We start from the raw sequence: 15,582 nt of genomic DNA, 5'->3' as shown, positions 1-15,582 counted from the left end.
ACACCCCACCGGCGCCCGAATAAGCTGGCAATGGATGCCAGGCCTGATAACCCTGGCTTCCCAATGAAGCCGCTCCGCCTCGACAGCCTGGACGTCCTCGCGGCCATCATCCGGCACGGCGGCTTCCGCGCCGCCGCGGCGGAGCGGGGCGTCTCCTCCACCGCGCTGAGCCAGACGATCCGCGCCCTGGAGGACGGGCTGGGAATCCGCCTGCTGAACCGGACGACGCGGAGCGTCGCGCCCACGGAGGCGGGCGCGCGGCTGCTCGAGCGCCTCGTGCCGGCGCTGCAGGAGATCAGGACGGCGATCGACGAGCTCGACGGGCTGCGGGAGAGGCCATCGGGCACGCTGCGGATCAACGCGCCCGGCCCGGCCGTGGATCACGTGCTGTGCCCGCTGGCCTTCGAGTTCATGGAGATCCACCCGGAAGTCCGGGTCGAGATCATGAGCGACGCGGCCATCGTGGACATCGTGGCCCAGGGCTTCGACGCCGGGGTGCGCTTCGGGCAGCAGCTGGACCAGGACATGGTGGCCGTCCCGCTGGGGCCGCCGCTGCGCTACGCGATCGTCGCGGCGCCGTCCTACCTGCGGCGGAACGGCGAGCCGGGCAGCCCGCAGGACCTGGTCGGGCACGCGTGCATCCGCCGGCGCTTCCCGGGCGGCACGCTGGCCCGCTGGAAGTTCGAGAGGGGCGGGGAGGCGGTGGAGATCGTCCCCAGCGGCCGCCTGACGCTGAGCTCCGCGCACCAGGAACTGGGCGCCGCCCTCGCGGGACAGGGAATTGCCCACCTGCTGGAGGACTACGTGCGGCCCTCCCTCGCGGAGGGCTCGCTCGTCGAAATCCTCCGGGACTGGAGCCAGGACCTGCCGGGGTGGTTCCTCTACTACCCGAGCCGGCGGCACCCCAGCGCCGCGATGAGGGCGTTCCTGGACCTCGTCGCCGCCCGCCGCGTGCGGCCACCAGGCCCAGGCCCGCTGAGTCCAGGGCAGCGCCCGATGTGATCGGCCGATGGCAGGGCGGCCGGAGGTGCGGGGATGGCTGACCTGCCCAGGCCGAGGACAGGCCGCGCACGGCGATGCGCCGCGACCGATGCGCCCGCGTCCTCCTCCCCGCCAGCACCGCCCTCCCCGGCATCGAGGAGGCCCGGGCCCTAGGCCTCCATGTCGGCCGTCTTCAGCAGGGTGGCGAAGGCGAGCTGCATGTCGTGCAGGGTCTGCCCCGGCTCCACGTCCACCCACTCGTCGAGCGAGTGCGCACCGGCGCCGGCACCGGCGCTGAGGGCGATCCCGGGAACGCCCATGGAGATGGGGATGCTGGCATCGGTGGAGCTGGCGACGGCCTTGGGCGTGAAGCCCAGCGCCTTCGCGGCGGCGGTGGCGTTGGCCACCAGGGCGCTGTCGCGGTCGATGGCGCCGGCGGGGCGGTCGCCGATCTTCTTCCACTCGGCGGTGATGGCGCCCTTGGCGGTGCTGCGGGCGGCGTTCTCCGCGTCCACGGCCTTCCCCACGATCGCCTTGAAAGCGGCGTCGATGCGGGCGAGCTCCTGCGCGGAGTCCGAGCGCAGGTCCACCTCCAGCCACACCTCGTTCGGGATGGAGTTCACAGAGGTGCCGCCGCCGAGGACGCTGGCGCTGAAGGTGGTGCGGGGCGAGGCCGGGACCGGCATGCGGGAGAGGCCGGCCATCGCCTCGGCGAGCGCGAAGGAGGGGCTGACGAGGCCGAAATCCATGAAGCTGTGCCCGCCCGGCCCGCGGAAGGTGACGCGGTAGCGGAGCGAGCCGGTGGCGCCGGAGACGATGGTTCCCATGCCCATCGGGCCTTCCACCGAGATGAAGGCGGCGATGCGGCCGGCGTAGCGCCCTTTCTGGAAGAGGTGGCGGATGCCGCGCAGGTCCCCCAGCCCTTCCTCGCCCACATTGCCGACGAAGAGGATGTCGTGGCGCGTCTGGATGCTGGCGGCGTCCATGGCGCGGAGGAAGGCAAGGTTCATCGCGAGGCTGCGCGTGTCGTCGCCGATGCCGGGGGCGTAGAGGCGCGTGCCCTCGCGCCGCACCTTCAGGTCGGTGCCAGGGGGGAAGACCGTGTCGAGGTGAGCGGCGACGACGATGAGTTGACCGTTGCCGAGCCCGCGGCGAAGGCCCATCACGTTGCCCTCCTCGTCGGTCTCGCACTCCTCCAGCCCGGCCTCCCGCAGCATCTCCAGGTAGGCGGCACCGCGCTCGGCTTCGCCGAAGAAGGGGGCAGGGATCTCCGTGAGCCGGATGGTCTCCTCGACGAAGCGCTCGTGGTTCGCCGCCAGGTGGCGCAGCGCCTCCTGATAGACGGGGCTCTTCATCACGCTCTCGACCATCTGCCGTATCCCCTCGCGGAGCGGATGCCATGCGACGGGCGGGCGGGGATGTCCAGTGCGGGGACGGGTGCTAGGACGCCGCGTCCAGGCCGGCCCAGACCGGATCCTTCAGCTTGCTGGTGAAGGCCGCGTGGCGCTCCATCTCCTCCGGCGTGTTGGCGATGGGGCGCGGCGTGCGGGCGATGGGGCCGGCCGTGGTCGCGAGGCCGCTGCGGTTGCCGCCGAGGGCGGTGGCCAGCGCCAGGCCGGGCTGCTTGCCGCCCATCAGCTCCAGATAGACCTGGCCGAGGAGCTGCACGTCCAGCAGCGCGTTGTGGGTGGTGCGGGCCGAGAGGTCGATGCCAAAGCGGCGGCAGAGGGCGTCGAGGCTGTTGGGCAGGCCGGGGAAGCGCTTCTTCGCCATCTCCAGCGTGTCCACCATGCGGCTGCGGGGGATGCGCGGCGTCTCGCAGCGGTCGAACTCGTAGTCCAGGAACTTGAAGTCGAAGGGGGCATTGTGGGCGATCACGGGATCGTCCCCCAGGAACTCCAGCAGCTCCGGCAGGATCGCGGCAAAAAGGGGCTTGTCCGCCAGCATGGAGGCGGTGAAGCCGTGCACCTTCGTGGCCTCGGGGGGCACGTCGCGCTCGGGGTTGATCAGCTTGTGGAAGTGCCTGCCCGTCGGCATGAGGTTGACCACCTCGATGGCCGCCACTTCCAGCACGCGGTCGCCGGTGGCGGGGTCTAGGCCGGTGGTCTCGGTGTCGAGGATGAGGGCGCGGGACATGCCGGGAATATAGACCCGCCGGGCCGCGCAACCCAGGGAAAGAGATGGGGGAGGGCCGAGAAGCCCTCCCCCATTCGCGTCAGGCCGCGGCCTTGATGGCGGCCTTCTTCACGTCCTCGCTGACGGTGCCGGCGAAGGTCTCGAAGTTGCCCTCGAACAGGCCCTGCAGCTTCTTCGCCGTGGCGTCGTAGCCGGCCTTGTCGGCCCAGCTGCCGCGGGGGTTCAGCACCTCGGCGGGCACGCCCTCCAGCGCCTTCGGGATCGAGAGGCCGAAGAAGGGCTCCGTCTCGAACTCCACCTTCGCCAGGCTGCCGTCCAGCGCGGCGCGCAGCAGGGCGCGGGTGTGCTTGATCGACATGCGGTGGCCGGTGCCGTAGCTGCCGCCGGTCCAGCCGGTGTTCACCAGCCACACCTGGGCGCCGTCGCGCTCGATCAGCTCCGCCAGCATCTTGCCGTAGGTCTCGGGGTGGCGCGGCAGGAAGGGGGCGCCGAAACAGGTGGAGAAGGTGGCCTGCGGCTCCTTGCCCAGGCCCTTCTCCGTGCCCGCCACCTTCGCGGTGTAGCCGGACATGAAGTGGTACATGGCCTGCGCCGGGGTCAGCTTCGCAATCGGCGGCAGCACGCCGAAGGCGTCGGCCGTCAGCATCACCACGTTCTTCGGCAGGCCGGCCTGCCCGCCCGGGACCGTGTTCGGGATGAACTCGATCGGGTAGCAGGAGCGGGTGTTCTCGGTCAGCGAGCCGTTCTCGAGGTCGAGGTTCCCGCGCTCGTCGCCGATCACGTTCTCCAGCACGGCACCGAAGCGGTGGGAGGCGTCCCAGATCTGCGGCTCGGCCTCGCGGGAGAGCTTGATGACCTTGGCGTAGCAGCCGCCCTCGAAGTTGAAGACGCCCGTCTTCGTCCAGCCGTGCTCGTCATCGCCGATCAGCGCGCGCTCGGGGTCGGAAGACAGGGTGGTCTTGCCGGTGCCGGAGAGGCCGAAGAAGAGGGCCGTGTCGCCGCCCTTGCCCACGTTGGCGGAGCAGTGCATCGGCAGCACGCCCTGCGCGGGCAGCAGCCAGTTCATCACGGTGAAGATGCTCTTCTTGATCTCGCCGGCGTAGGAGGTGCCGGCGATCGCGATGATCTTCTTCGCGAAGGAGAGGGCGATCAGCGTGGTGGAGTTCGGGCGGCCGCCGTGCTCGGGCTTCGCCTCCATCTCCGGGGCGTGCAGGATCACGTAGTCCGGCTCGAAGCCGGCCAGGTCCTCCGCCGGGGGGCGGATGAACATGTTGCGGGCGAAGAGGGCGTGCCAGGCGTTCGTCGTCACCAGCCGCACCTTGATGCGGTAGGCGGGGTCGGCGCCGGCGTAGAGGTCCTCGGTGAAGAGCTCGGGCTGCTTGCCGAGATAGGCGCGGACGTCGGCGGTGAAGGCCTCGAACTTCGCGGGGTCGAGCTTCTGGTTGACCTTGCCCCACCAGATCTCCTTCGTGACCTCCGGATCGTCGGCCACGAACTTGTCGGCGACGGAGCGGCCGGTGTGCACGCCCGTAACGCCCATGAAGGCGCCATCGGCGGAGAGGCGGCCCTCGCCCCGGCGCATGGCGTGCTGCACGAGGCCGGGGGCGGTCAGGTTGGCGTGGATCTCGAAACCCGACTGGACGCCGGTGCCGGAGAGCGCCCGGGCGTGGGAAATCTCGTTCATGCTAAGCGCTTTGCCTCTGATGGACCGGACCGGGGAGGGGCTGATCCGCGTCCCTCAGAGGATTGTAGCCTCGACAGGGGGTCAAAATTAAGGCTGGATGATAGGGGCCCGGCAAAATAACCGTCCGGTTACTTAGCAAGTGCAGCATGGCACCGGATTCGTGTCGTTACGCCTCCCCCGCCTCAGGCCGCAGGGCCGCGGCGCGCAGCCGGTGCGCCCGGCCGAAGCCGAGCACCAGCAGCGCGCCACCCGACTCGACCCGCCAGAGGGAGAAATCCGCGAAATCGGCGTAGGGCTCGGCATAGGGGTGGCGGGCCAGCCAGACCGCCTTCAGCTCCGGGTCGTCCACGGGCTCGGCCACCCCCGTCACGCTCACCCGCGGGGTGGTCTGGGGGTTGGGGCCATCCGCCGCGCCCTGGAAGAGAACCGCGCAGCGGCCGTCGCGGCGGAGCTGGCGCGTGTGCTCCGAGAGGGCGGAGAGGAAGAGCAGCACCGCCCCGTCCGGCGCGACGGCGGGGGTGACGAGGGAGGCGAAGGGCTGCCCGCCCTCCCCCACCGTGGCGAGGGTGGCGGAGGCGGCGCCGCGCATCAGGCGGCGGGCCTGGAGAGCCGGGTCGGAGGCCAAGTCGGGGGCCAAGTCGGGGGCCGGATCGGCCTCCCGATTAACGGCGGGGCCGCCTGCCTCTCCCGGTTTGTCCTCTGCCATGGCATCCTCCGCTCCATCTGGCCGCCATATTTGGCCGCCATCCTGTCGCGCCGCCGCGACCAGGCCTTCAGGGACGCCCGATGCCCCATACCATCGCCCTCGTCGATGACGACCGCAACATCCTCACCTCCGTCTCCATGACGCTGGAGCAGGAGGGCTTCACCGTCCGCACCTACACGGATGGCGAGAGCGCGCTGCAGGGGCTGATGGCCCGCCCCGTGGACCTCGCGGTGCTGGACATCAAGATGCCCCGCATGGACGGGATGGAGCTTCTGCAGCGCCTGCGCCAGCGCAGCGGGATGCCCGTGATCTTCCTCACCAGCAAAGACGACGAGCTGGACGAGCTGATGGGCCTGAGGCTGGGGGCGGACGACTACATCACCAAGCCCTTTTCCCAGCGCCTGCTGCTGGAGCGCATCCGCACCCTGCTGCGCCGGAACGAGGCGAGCCGGGCGGAGGGCAGCGGCACCCCCCAGGGCGGCGTGATCGCCCGCGGCGACCTCGTGCTCGATGAGACGAAGCACACCTGCACCTGGAAGGCGAAGCCGGTGCAGCTGACAGTGACGGAGTTCCTGCTCGTGAAGGCGCTGGCCGTGCGCCCGGGCATGGTGAAGAACCGCGACCAGCTCATCGACGCCGCCTATGGCGAGAACATCTACGTGGATGACCGCACCATCGACAGCCACGTGAAGCGCGTGCGCAAGAAGTTCCGGGCCGTGGACGACAGCTTCGGGCAGATCGAGACGCTCTACGGAATCGGGTACCGCTACAAGGAAGCGTGAGGATCCATCCGCTGGGTGGATGGCTGGTATCCGCTCGCTCGAGTGGAAGGCGACGGGGGGCGAGCGCATATCGCTCGCAACAGACGACGACATAGTGCCGCCGCCTAACACTCAAGGCATGATTTCATGTTCAACCTTCGCAACCTCGCCCTCGCCGCCGCCCTGATCGGCGGCGCGCTGGCCTCCGCCCCCGCCTTCGCCGACCAGGACCGCGTGCCCGAGGGCGCCACCGCCTCCGGCGCCTGGGTCTCGGCGCCCAACAGCCGCACCCCGCTCGCCGGCGCCGGGCAGAGCTTCCTGGAGCGCACCGGCGCGACGGGCGGCGCCGGCCAGCAGAACTGAGCCGCCGCTTCGCCCCTTGGGGCGGCTGAAGGGGGCCGCCGGTTCGTCCGGCGGCCCTTTTTCGTGCGCGCCGCCCCGGGAATGCCACGCCCCGGCCTCACCCTCGGCCGCGGAACTGCTGTAGGCTGCGCCCCATGCCGGACGCCAGCGGCCCGATCCTGACCGAAATTCCCCCCGCCGTTCCGCTGGAGCGGCGCGGCCGGAACCGGCGCGTCTCGCCGCTGCTCCGGCGCATCCTGCTGGTGAACATGCTGCCGCCCTTCCTGCTGGCGGCCACCCTCCTCTACCTGGACCAGTATCAGGACGGCCTCCTGGCCGCCGAGGTGCAGGGGCTGCGGACCCAGGCCCGCATCTACGCCAACGGCATCGCCGAGGCCGGGGTGCGGATCCAGGACGACCGCGCGACCCTGGTGCCCGACACCGCCCGCCCCCTGCTGCGCCGCCTGACGGAGCCGAGCCCGGGCACCCAGGCGAAGCTCTTCGACAACAACGGCCTGCTGGTGGCCGACAGCCGCGTGCGGGAGGGGCCGGGCGGCGCGATCGTGACCGAGCCCCTGCCCCCGCCGGAGCAGCCGGGACCGGTGGCCGGCTTCATCGGCCGCCTCTACGAGCGGGTGCTGGACTGGTTCCCCCGCCCCCGCGTGCGCGGCCCGGCCGTGGTGGTCGATGAGAGCGCGGGCGCCGCCTCCTTCGACTGGCAACCCGATCTCGGCCCGGACCGGCGGGAGGAGCTGCGCCTGGCGCTGGAAGGCGGCGTGAACCCCTACGTCCGCCGCACCGGGGATGGCCGCCTTCTCGTCTCGGTGGCCGAGCCCGCCCGGCGGGCCAACCAGCCCGTGGGCATCGTGCTGCTGACCCGCGAGGCGCGGGAGGTGGACGAGCGCGTGATGGAGATCCGCGGCTCCGTCCTCGCCCTATTCGCCATGGCGCTGGCGCTGACCGTCGCGCTCTCCGTCTATCTCGCCCGCACCCTCGCCTCACCGATGCTGGAACTGGCGGCCTCGGCCGCCTCCATGCGCCAGGGCAAGGGGCGGGGCGGGTCGGTTCCGGCGCCGCTGATGGGCCGGCAGGACGAGATCGGCACCCTCGCCCGCGCGCTGCAATCCGGCGCCAACGCCCTCTGGGCGCGGGTGGACGCCAACGAGCGCTTCGCGGCCGACGTGGCGCACGAGCTGCGGAACCCCCTCACCTCCGTCCGCTCCGCCATTGAGACCCTGCGCCGGGTGGAGAACCCGGACCAGCAGAAGCGGCTTCTCGCCATCATCGCCGAGGACGCGGTGCGGATGGACCGCCTCATCGGCGACATCTCCGACAGTTCCCGCGTGGACGCCGAGCTCTCCCGCTCCGTGGCCGAGCCGGTGGATGTCGGCCCCATCCTCTCCACCCTGGTGGAGCTGCACGGCGCCACGCGGGGCGAGGGCGACCCGGCCATGGAGATCGACTCCCCCGCCCACCTGGTGGTGCGTGGCGTGGAGGGGCGGCTGGTTCAGGTGTTCCGCAACCTGCTGGGCAACGCCCTCTCCTTCTCCCCGCCCAACGGCGCCGTGCGGGTGCGGGCCAGGACCACGGGCGCCATGGCGGAGATCGCGATCGAGGACGAAGGTCCCGGCATCCCCGAGGCCAAGCTCGAGGGCATCTTCGACCGCTTCTACACGGAGCGCCCGAGCGGCGAGCGCTTCGGCCAGCACTCCGGCCTCGGCCTCTCCATCTCCCGCCAGATCGTGGAAGGGCTGGGCGGCCGCATCTCGGCCGAGAACCGGCGCAACCCCGACGGGTCCGTCGCCGGGGCGCGCTTCGTGGTGCGGCTGCCAGTGGCCTGAGCGTCCCTCGCTCGAGTTCTGTGCTTCCGGTCGGTCCCGGGGAGAGGAAGAAGGAATTCTTCCTCTCCCCGGACCCCTCTCCATCATCTTCTTCTAATAGTTGTTCTTTCTCGGCCGGCGGTGCGCCTTGGGTCGACGACCCGAGGCGACTGCAAGGGCAGGAAGAAGCCTCTCACGCAGAGACCCCGTCTCAGGACGGCACGGCGGCAGCCCGATGGGGATCCAAGGGCCTTAGGCCCTTGGCGGGGGTCCAGGGGGCGGCGCCCCCTGGTTCGAGAGACAGCGCCGAGGGCACTCGCCGGAGCTGGAAATACAGCGTTGCAATTCCCCCAGTCATCCCCGGGCCCGGAGTGCCGTTGTGAGGCGGGACGGACGAGGAACCCGGCGTGACAGCGGATGATTCGGCAGGGGCGACACGATCGGGGGCAGGCGGGAACGCCTCCTCCCTGCCGGCGGCATGTGCCCTGACGGCCCTGGCCGGGTGGGTGGACGCGCTCGTCGTGCTACGCGGGAGCGAGATCCTGCCGGTCTACATGACCGGGAACTCGGCGAAGATGGCGGAGTCCCTGGCGGACGGGGCCTGGATGAAGGCTTGGCCGCTGGCCGCCGTGATCCTGGCTTTCCTGGCAAGTTCCACCCTGGCCGCGCGGCTCGTTCGGATGGCGGGGCGCCCGGCCCCTGCCCTGCTGCTGACCGGGGCGATGCTGCTGCTGGGGATGGCGCTCGGGCTCGGCACGCCGGAGGGGCGCTGGCCGCTCGGGCTGCTGCTGGCGGTCTCCGCCGGCATGGGGGCGGTGAACCAGGTCCTGGCCGGCGATCCCGGCGTGACCTTCATCACCGGCGCGCTCGTCCGCACGGCCCGGTCCCTGGCGGCCGGGGAGATGGCGAGGGCGGGGCGGGACGCCCTGCGCTGGGCGTCGCTGGTCGCCGGCGCGGCGGCTTCCGCGCTGACGCACGGCCTTGCGGGCCCCTACTCCCTGGCCCTTCCGGCCGCCGCCACCCTGCTGGCGGGCGCCGTCCTGGCGCTGCGCCCCCACCCGACCACGAAGGAGCAACCGGCTTGAGCGACACCGAGCACCCGATCCGCCCCACCGGCCCCGGCACGCCGGAGGGCCCTGCCCTTCCCGCGGTGGCGCCCGGCGCGCTGCCCCCGCCCTCCTCCATCGACCGCGGCCACGTGCGGGACGGGGCGGTGGAATTCGAGAACTGGAAGGGAGAGGCGGACAAGCCGGCGCCGCCGCCACCCGCGCCGATGCCGCCCGGGGAGCGCGTGGGCTTCGCGATCATGGGGCTTGGGCGGCTGACGCTGGAGGAGATCCTGCCCGCCTTCGCCGCGTGCAAGGCGGCGAAGGCGGTCGCCCTGATCTCCGGCAGCCCGGAGAAGGCGCGGGCGGTGGCCGCGCAGTACGGAATCGCGCCGGAGGGCGTGTACGGCTACGACGAGGTGCACCGCCTGGCGGAAAACCCGGAGGTGCAGGCGGTCTACGTCGTCACGCCGAACGGGATGCACCGCGACAACGTGCTGGCGGTGGCGAAGGCGGGCAAGCACGTGCTCTGCGAGAAGCCGATGGCCAACACCTCCGCCGAGGCGCGGGAGATGGTGGAGGCGTGCCGCGCGGCGGGCGTGCGGCTGATGATCGCCTATCGCTGCCAGTACGAGCCCTTCAACCGCGAGGTGGTGCGCCTGGTCCGCTCCGGCGACCTGGGGCGGCCGCGCGTGCTGGAGGCGACGAACACCCAGGTGCAGGGGCCGGCGGACCAGTGGCGGCTGAAGGCGCCGCTGGCGGGGGGCGGCGCGCTGCCGGATATCGGCCTCTACTGCCTGAACGGCGTGCGGGCGGTGCTGGGCGAAGAGCCGGTGGAGGTCTTCGCGCGGATCGTGAACCCGGCCGGCGACGCGCGCTACGCCGACATCGACGAGACGACGGTGTTCATGCTGCGCTTCCCCTCCGGCGCGATCGCCAACTGCGCCACCAGCTACGGGGCGCATGAGAGCAAGGACCTGCGGGTTCGCCTCGAAAAGGGCTGGATCGACCTGGAGAACGCCTTCGCCTATCGCGGCCAGCGCCTGCGGGTCGCGCAGCGGAAGGACGAGAACGAGGCGGTGGAGGAGCTGCGGATCGGCGCGAAGAACCAGTTCGCGCTGGAGATTGACCACTTCGCCAGGTGCATCCTGGAGGGCCGAGAGCCGCGCACGCCCGGCGAGGAGGGGCTGCAGGACCACGTGCTGATGGAGGCGCTCTACCGCTCCGCGCGCGAGGGCGGGCCGGTGGCGATCCCGCCGGTGGAGGGGCCCAAGGGGAGGCTGGACGCCTTCCGAGGGCCGGAACCCGGCTGAGACGGCGCCAGCCCGCCCGAACCGGCCCGGCCAAGGCGCGTTGACCCGCTGCGCCAGGGTCGGGACGGATCATGCAACAGCCGGAGCAGCTCACCACGAGCAAGCTGCAAAGCATGGTGGAGGGCTTCTTCTGGGTCCTGCCGAACATCGGGATCGGGCTGGTCGTGCTGGCGGGGTTCTGGATCGGCGGGCTGGCCGCGCGGCGGGCCCTGCTCTTCGCCTTCGCGCGCCGGCGCCGGGCCGACCTGGGCGAGCTGCTGGGCGGCTTCGCGCGATGGGCCCTGATCCTCGCCGGGGTCCTCGTCTTCGCGACGATCGTCTTCCCTTCGGTGAAGCCCTCCGACCTGCTGGCCACCCTCGGCCTCGGCTCGCTCGCGGTCGGGCTGGCTTTCCGCGACATCCTGCAGAACTGGTTCTCCGGGGTGATGATCCTCTACAGCCAGCCCTTCCGCGTGGGAGACCAGATCGTCTCCGGCGCGCACGAGGGCACGGTGGAGCACGTCGAGGCGCGGGCCACGATCATCAAGACCTATGACGGGCAGCGCGTGCTGATCCCCAACAGCAACCTCTACACGCGCAGCATCATCGTGCGGACCCACTTCCCCACCCGCCGCAGCGAGGCCGACGTGACCATCGGCTACGCGGACGACCCCGACGCGGTGGCGAAGGCCGCCGTGCGCGCCCTCTCCGCCGTGGACGGCATTGCGAAGGACCCGCCGCCCGACGCCCGCGCCTGGGAGTTCAACGAGGCCGGCGTGACGCTGCGCGTGCGCTGGTGGACGGAGAGCGTGCGGAACAAGGTGGTGACCGGGCAGGGGCGCGCCATCGCGGCGATCCGCAGGGCGCTGCGCGAGGCCGGGGTGGAGCTGGCCTTCCCCACGCGGATCGTGATGCTGCACGACGGGAGCGATGGCGGCCCCGCCCGGCGAGAGGACCGGCCGGCGGAGGCGCCGCGGCGCAACGGCGCGGCGCGGGACGGCGGCTGACGCGCCGCGGTCAGCCCAGCGCCGCCGCGATGGCGGCCCTGAGATCGGCGATGCGGAACGGCTTGCGCAGCACAACGGCCCCCTCCCCGGCCACCGCCTCGATGCTGGCCGTGTCCGCGTAGCCGCTGGAGAAGATGATCGGCAGGCCGGGCCGCCGCGCCCAGGCCAGGCGCGCCACCTCGGCGCCCGTCAGTCCGGGCATGGCGTAGTCGAGGATCATCAGGTCCGGGCAGCCGGCCTCCAGCGCCGCCAGCCCGGCCGCGCCGTCCGCCGCCGCCAGCACGGTGTAGCCCAGGGCCCCCAGCGCGGCGGTGAGCACGCCGCGGAGGTCGGGGTCGTCGTCCACGAGCAGGATCGTCGCCTCACCGGGCCGGGGCTCGGCCTCGGGGGGCGCCGGGTCGGGGCCGGGTCCGAGTTCGGCGACCGGCAGGAACAGGCGCACGGTGGTGCCCGCGCCGGGCCGGCTCTCGATCCGCACCGTGCCGCCCGCCTGGTGCGCGATGCCGTAGACCTGGCTCAGGCCCAGCCCCGTGCCCTTGCCCACGCCCTTGGTGGTGAAGAAGGGGTCGAAGGCGCGCGCGAGGACCTCGGGCGCCATCCCCTCCCCCGTATCCGTCACGGAGAGCACGGCGTAGTTGCCGGGGCGGAGGAGGGTGTCGGCCGGGACGGGCGCGACGGAGGTGGCGATCACCAGCTCCCCGCCCTCCGGCATGGCGTCCCGAGCGTTGATGGCCAGGTTCAGCACGGCCATCTCCAGCTGCGTGGCGTCGGAGAGCACGCCGACGCCCCCGCAGCCCAGGTCCAGCCGCAGGCGGATCATCGGGCCGAGGGTGCGCCGGAGCAGCTCCGTCATCCCCTCCACCAGCCCGGACAGGGCGAGCGGCCGCAGCTCGATCTTCTGCGCGCGGGAGAAGGCGAGGAGCTGCCCCGTCAGCTTCGTACCGCGCTCCGCGGCCTGCAGCCCCGCCTCGGCGTAGCGCAGCACCCGGTCGGTCTCCCCGGGGCGGCGGCGGATCAGGTCGAAGCTGCCCACCACGGCGCCGAGCAGGTTGTTGAAATCGTGGGCGATGCCGCCCGTGAGCTGGCCGATCGCCTCCATCTTCTGGCTCTGGCGCAGCGCCGCCTCGGCCTCCTGCAGCTGGCGCGTGCGCTCCGCCACGCGCGCCTCCAGGGTGACGTTCAGCTCCTCCAGGGCCAGGGCGGCCCGGCGCAGCCCCGCCTCGGCGCGCACGCGCTCGATATAGGCCCAGGAGCGCTCGGTCACGTCGCGCAGCAGGGCCAGCTCGTCCTCGGTCCAGCGGCGGGGGACGCGGTCGTGGATCGCCATCAGCGCGGTCAGCCGCCCCTGCCGGATCAGGGGCATGCAGATCGTGGCGGCGATGCCGATGGCCTGGAAGGTCGCCGCCTCGTGCGGCGCCAGCTCGGCCAGGTTGTCGTTGACGATCAGCGGCTCCCCGGCCGAGAGCCTGCGGACGGCCAGCTCCCCGAAATCCGCCAGGCTGTAGTGGCCGACGATGCTGGGCGATCCCTCCGCCGCCCAGTCGCCGCGGATGGTGAAGCCGTCCTCGTCCGGGTCCATGTCGGCATAGGCGCAGTTGGACAGGCCGAGATGCGCGGCGACGAGGCGCGTGGTGGCGGCCATCACCGCATCCGCCTCGCGCTCCCCGGCGATGGTGCGGCCGAGCACGTCGAGGAAGCCCAGGCGCCGGTTCGCCAGGACCTTCGCGGTGTTCTCCGTCACCGTGTCCAGCATGCCGAGGATCCGGCCCGCGCCGTCGCGGATGGGGCTGTAGCAGAAGGTGAAGTAGGCCCGCTCCGGCCGGCTGCCCCGCTCCACGAGGAGGGGAAAATCCTCGATGTAGGTCGCCCGGCCGGCATAGGCCGCCTCGGCGATCGGGCCGATCTCGCCCCAGGCCTCACTCCAGATCTCCCGGAAGGAGCGGCCGAGGGGCGCCGGCTTGTTCCCGAGGATCGGCACGAAGGCATCGTTGTAGAGGGTGACGAGATCGGAACCCCAGACCACCGCCTGCGGGAAGCGGGTGCCGAGCATGAGGGCCACGCTGGTCCTGAGCGCCTCGGGCCAGGCCTCGATGGGGCCGAGCGGGGTGCGTGACCAGTCGTGGCGCGCGATGGCCTCCGCCATGGCGCCACCGCCGGCCAGGAAGCTGAGGGCTTCGTCTCTCACGCCCCGATGCTTCGTTCATGCCGGGGCGGGCCGCAAGAGGCGCCGGCGGGCCCGGGAGGAGGAGAGTCTTTCCTCCTCTCCCCGGGACGGATCGTCAGCGCAGGGTCAGGAACCACTCCGCCGCGGCGGCGGCGCCTGCGGTTCGGGGGCGCCGGCCGGCGGCACCGGCGCGGGCGGGGGTGCCACGGAGTTCGCCAGCCAGCCGCCGCCGAGCACGCGGTAGAGCGTGACCTGCGCCGAGAGCCGGTCCCGCTGCAGCCCGATGAGGAGCTGCTGCGCGCCGTAGAGGTCGCGCTGGGAGACGAGGACGGTGAGATAGTTGTCCACCCCGGCCCGGAACCGCGCCTCGGAGAGGCGGTAGCTCTCCGCGTAGGCGTCCGTCAGGGATTGCTGGGCGCGCAGCTGGTCCCCGTAGGTGCCGCGTGCAGCGAGGGAGTCGGACACCTCGCGGAAGGCGGTCTGGATCGCCCCCTCGTAGTTGGCCACCTCGATGCGGCTGCGGATCCGCGCGAAGTCCAGGTTCGCCTCGTTGATGCCGCCGGTGAAGATCGGGACGTTGATCTGCGGCGAGAAGGCCCAGATGCCCGAGCCCGGCTGGAACAGGCGGGAGAGGGAGGCGCCCGCCGTGCCGTAGGAGGCGGTGAGGGAGATGCTCGGGAAGAAGGCCGCACGCGCCGCGCCGATGTTGGCATTGGCCGCGAGCAGCAGGCGCTCCGCCGCCAGCACGTCCGGGCGCCGCAGCAGCACCTCGGAGGAGAGGCCGGCGGGCAGGTCGCCGACGACGAGGGGGGAGGCCAGGTTGACGTCCTGCGGCAGGTCCGCCGGCACGGGCTGGCCGAGCAGCAGGGCCAGCGCGTTCTCCGCCTGCGCCAGCTGGCGGGTGTAGAGGGCGAGGTTGGCGCGGGCCTGCTCCACCTGGGTCTGCGCCTGGCGCAGCACCAGCGCGGTGGAGGTGCCGCCCGCGACGGTGGCCTGGGTCAGCCGGTAGGACTGCTCCTGGCTGGAGAGGGTCTGGCGCGTCAGCTCCAGGAGCTGACGGTTGGCCAGCACGGTGAGGTAGGCGTCCGCGACGGAGGCGACGAGGCTGATCTGCGTCGCCCGCCGCGTCTCCGCCTGGGCGAAGGCCGTCTGCAGCGCCGCCTCGCTGAGGCTGCGGATGCGGCCGAAGAGGTCAATCTCCCAGGCGGTGAAGCCGCCCTGGATGCCCCAGCTGCGGGAGGTGATGGGGTTCGTGCGCCCGAGCCGCGCCCCGCCGCCGAGATCGGCCGGGGTCTGGGCGTAGTCCACGCTGCCGGTCGCGCCGACCTGGGGGAAGAGCTCGCCGCGCTGGGCGCGGAACTGCGCCTCCGCCGACTGCACGTTCAGCGCCGCCACCCGGAGGTCGCGGTTGTTGCGCAGCGCGATGTCGATCAGCCGCTTCAGCGCCGGGTCCAGGAACACGTCCTGCCAGCCCAGCCCGTCCACCGTGCCCGCGCCCGGGCGCACCTCGCCGTAGGCGCCGCCGCTCGGGAAGCTGCCGGGGACCGGCGCCGCCGGGCGCTCGTAGTCGGGGATGAGCGAGCAGCCCGCGAGCGCCACGGCGCCCAGGCCCAGGGAGAGAAGGTTACGCATGGTCTCTATCC

Annotated in this window: 13 protein-coding genes; 7 read left to right on the top strand and 6 right to left on the bottom strand. The window is 72.2% G+C overall.

The annotated features are described in order from the left end of the window. Positions 1-63 precede the first annotated feature (63 nt). Complete coding sequence (locus tag VQH23_RS10375; RefSeq protein ID WP_338665565.1) at positions 64-1,002, top strand: LysR family transcriptional regulator; 939 nt, start codon at positions 64-66, stop codon at positions 1,000-1,002. 149 nt (positions 1,003-1,151) lie between these two features. Here the strand turns inward: VQH23_RS10375 and VQH23_RS10370 are convergent, their stop codons facing one another. The 4 genes from VQH23_RS10370 to VQH23_RS10355 form a co-directional block, all read right to left on the bottom strand. After that, entirely contained in the window at positions 1,152-2,351 is a 1,200-nt protein-coding gene (locus tag VQH23_RS10370; protein WP_338665564.1) for a M20/M25/M40 family metallo-hydrolase, read from the bottom strand. 70 nt (positions 2,352-2,421) lie between these two features. Beyond that, a complete protein-coding gene (dnaQ, locus tag VQH23_RS10365; protein ID WP_338665563.1) occupies positions 2,422-3,117 on the bottom strand; it encodes a DNA polymerase III subunit epsilon in 696 nt (231 codons plus the stop codon). Positions 3,118-3,196: 79 nt separating this feature from the next. Continuing rightward, positions 3,197-4,801, bottom strand: coding sequence for a phosphoenolpyruvate carboxykinase (ATP) (gene pckA / locus VQH23_RS10360; protein WP_338665562.1), 1,605 nt, complete (start codon positions 4,799-4,801; stop codon positions 3,197-3,199). 166 nt (positions 4,802-4,967) lie between these two features. Next, positions 4,968-5,507, bottom strand: coding sequence for a pyridoxamine 5'-phosphate oxidase family protein (locus VQH23_RS10355; protein ID WP_338665561.1), 540 nt, complete (start codon positions 5,505-5,507; stop codon positions 4,968-4,970). Positions 5,508-5,587: 80 nt separating this feature from the next. Here VQH23_RS10355 and VQH23_RS10350 point away from each other — a divergent pair, with 80 nt between their 5' ends. The 6 genes from VQH23_RS10350 to VQH23_RS10325 all read left to right on the top strand — a co-directional run bounded on the left by VQH23_RS10350 (position 5,588) and on the right by VQH23_RS10325 (position 11,775). After that, a complete protein-coding gene (locus VQH23_RS10350) occupies positions 5,588-6,289 on the top strand; it encodes a response regulator transcription factor (RefSeq protein WP_338665560.1) in 702 nt (233 codons plus the stop codon). 126 nt (positions 6,290-6,415) lie between these two features. Next, positions 6,416-6,631, top strand: coding sequence for a hypothetical protein (locus tag VQH23_RS10345; RefSeq protein ID WP_338665559.1), 216 nt, complete (start codon positions 6,416-6,418; stop codon positions 6,629-6,631). 134 nt (positions 6,632-6,765) lie between these two features. Further along, the gene (locus VQH23_RS10340; RefSeq protein WP_338665558.1) at positions 6,766-8,451 is read left to right on the top strand and encodes a stimulus-sensing domain-containing protein; all 1,686 of its coding nucleotides are present in this window, start codon (positions 6,766-6,768) and stop codon (positions 8,449-8,451) included. A gap of 386 nt (positions 8,452-8,837) precedes the next feature. Further along, on the top strand, positions 8,838-9,515 hold the full coding sequence (locus VQH23_RS10335) for a DUF1275 family protein (protein WP_338665557.1): 678 nt from the start codon (positions 8,838-8,840) through the stop codon (positions 9,513-9,515). Beyond that, positions 9,512-10,789 carry a Gfo/Idh/MocA family oxidoreductase gene (locus VQH23_RS10330; protein ID WP_338665556.1) on the top strand — a complete coding sequence of 426 codons (1,278 nt, stop codon included), beginning with the start codon at positions 9,512-9,514 and terminating at the stop codon, positions 10,787-10,789. Before VQH23_RS10335 ends, VQH23_RS10330 begins: the two co-directional genes overlap by 4 nt. A gap of 71 nt (positions 10,790-10,860) precedes the next feature. Next, entirely contained in the window at positions 10,861-11,775 is a 915-nt protein-coding gene (locus VQH23_RS10325) for a mechanosensitive ion channel family protein (protein WP_338665555.1), read from the top strand. A 10-nt stretch (positions 11,776-11,785) separates the two neighbouring features. On the opposite strand, the gene VQH23_RS10320 is transcribed toward VQH23_RS10325, so the two are convergent. Continuing rightward, positions 11,786-13,960 carry an ATP-binding protein gene (locus VQH23_RS10320; protein ID WP_338665554.1) on the bottom strand — a complete coding sequence of 725 codons (2,175 nt, stop codon included), beginning with the start codon at positions 13,958-13,960 and terminating at the stop codon, positions 11,786-11,788. 105 nt (positions 13,961-14,065) lie between these two features. Further along, entirely contained in the window at positions 14,066-15,571 is a 1,506-nt protein-coding gene (locus VQH23_RS10315; protein ID WP_338665553.1) for an efflux transporter outer membrane subunit, read from the bottom strand. Positions 15,572-15,582 lie beyond the last annotated feature (11 nt).

Origin of the sequence: Pararoseomonas sp. SCSIO 73927 (assembly GCF_037040815.1) — a bacterium.
Classification (GTDB): domain Bacteria; phylum Pseudomonadota; class Alphaproteobacteria; order Acetobacterales; family Acetobacteraceae; genus Roseomonas.
The sequence above is the reverse complement of the archived record's forward strand: the minus strand, read 5'-3'. Positions and strand labels throughout refer to the sequence as shown.

Excerpts from the sequence above, each read along its gene's own strand:
- VQH23_RS10345 (WP_338665559.1), top strand. The coding sequence starts at position 6,416 with ATGTTCAACCTTCGCAACCTCGCCCTCGCCGCCGCCCTGATCGGCGGC.
- VQH23_RS10325 (WP_338665555.1), top strand. The coding sequence starts at position 10,861 with ATGCAACAGCCGGAGCAGCTCACCACGAGCAAGCTGCAAAGCATGGTG.
- dnaQ (WP_338665563.1), bottom strand. The coding sequence starts at position 3,117 with ATGTCCCGCGCCCTCATCCTCGACACCGAGACCACCGGCCTAGACCCC.
- VQH23_RS10340 (WP_338665558.1), top strand. The coding sequence starts at position 6,766 with ATGCCGGACGCCAGCGGCCCGATCCTGACCGAAATTCCCCCCGCCGTT.
- VQH23_RS10350 (WP_338665560.1), top strand. The coding sequence starts at position 5,588 with ATGCCCCATACCATCGCCCTCGTCGATGACGACCGCAACATCCTCACC.
- VQH23_RS10375 (WP_338665565.1), top strand. The coding sequence starts at position 64 with ATGAAGCCGCTCCGCCTCGACAGCCTGGACGTCCTCGCGGCCATCATC.
- VQH23_RS10370 (WP_338665564.1), bottom strand. The coding sequence starts at position 2,351 with ATGGTCGAGAGCGTGATGAAGAGCCCCGTCTATCAGGAGGCGCTGCGC.
- VQH23_RS10315 (WP_338665553.1), bottom strand. The coding sequence starts at position 15,571 with ATGCGTAACCTTCTCTCCCTGGGCCTGGGCGCCGTGGCGCTCGCGGGC.
- VQH23_RS10355 (WP_338665561.1), bottom strand. The coding sequence starts at position 5,507 with ATGGCAGAGGACAAACCGGGAGAGGCAGGCGGCCCCGCCGTTAATCGG.
- pckA (WP_338665562.1), bottom strand. The coding sequence starts at position 4,801 with ATGAACGAGATTTCCCACGCCCGGGCGCTCTCCGGCACCGGCGTCCAG.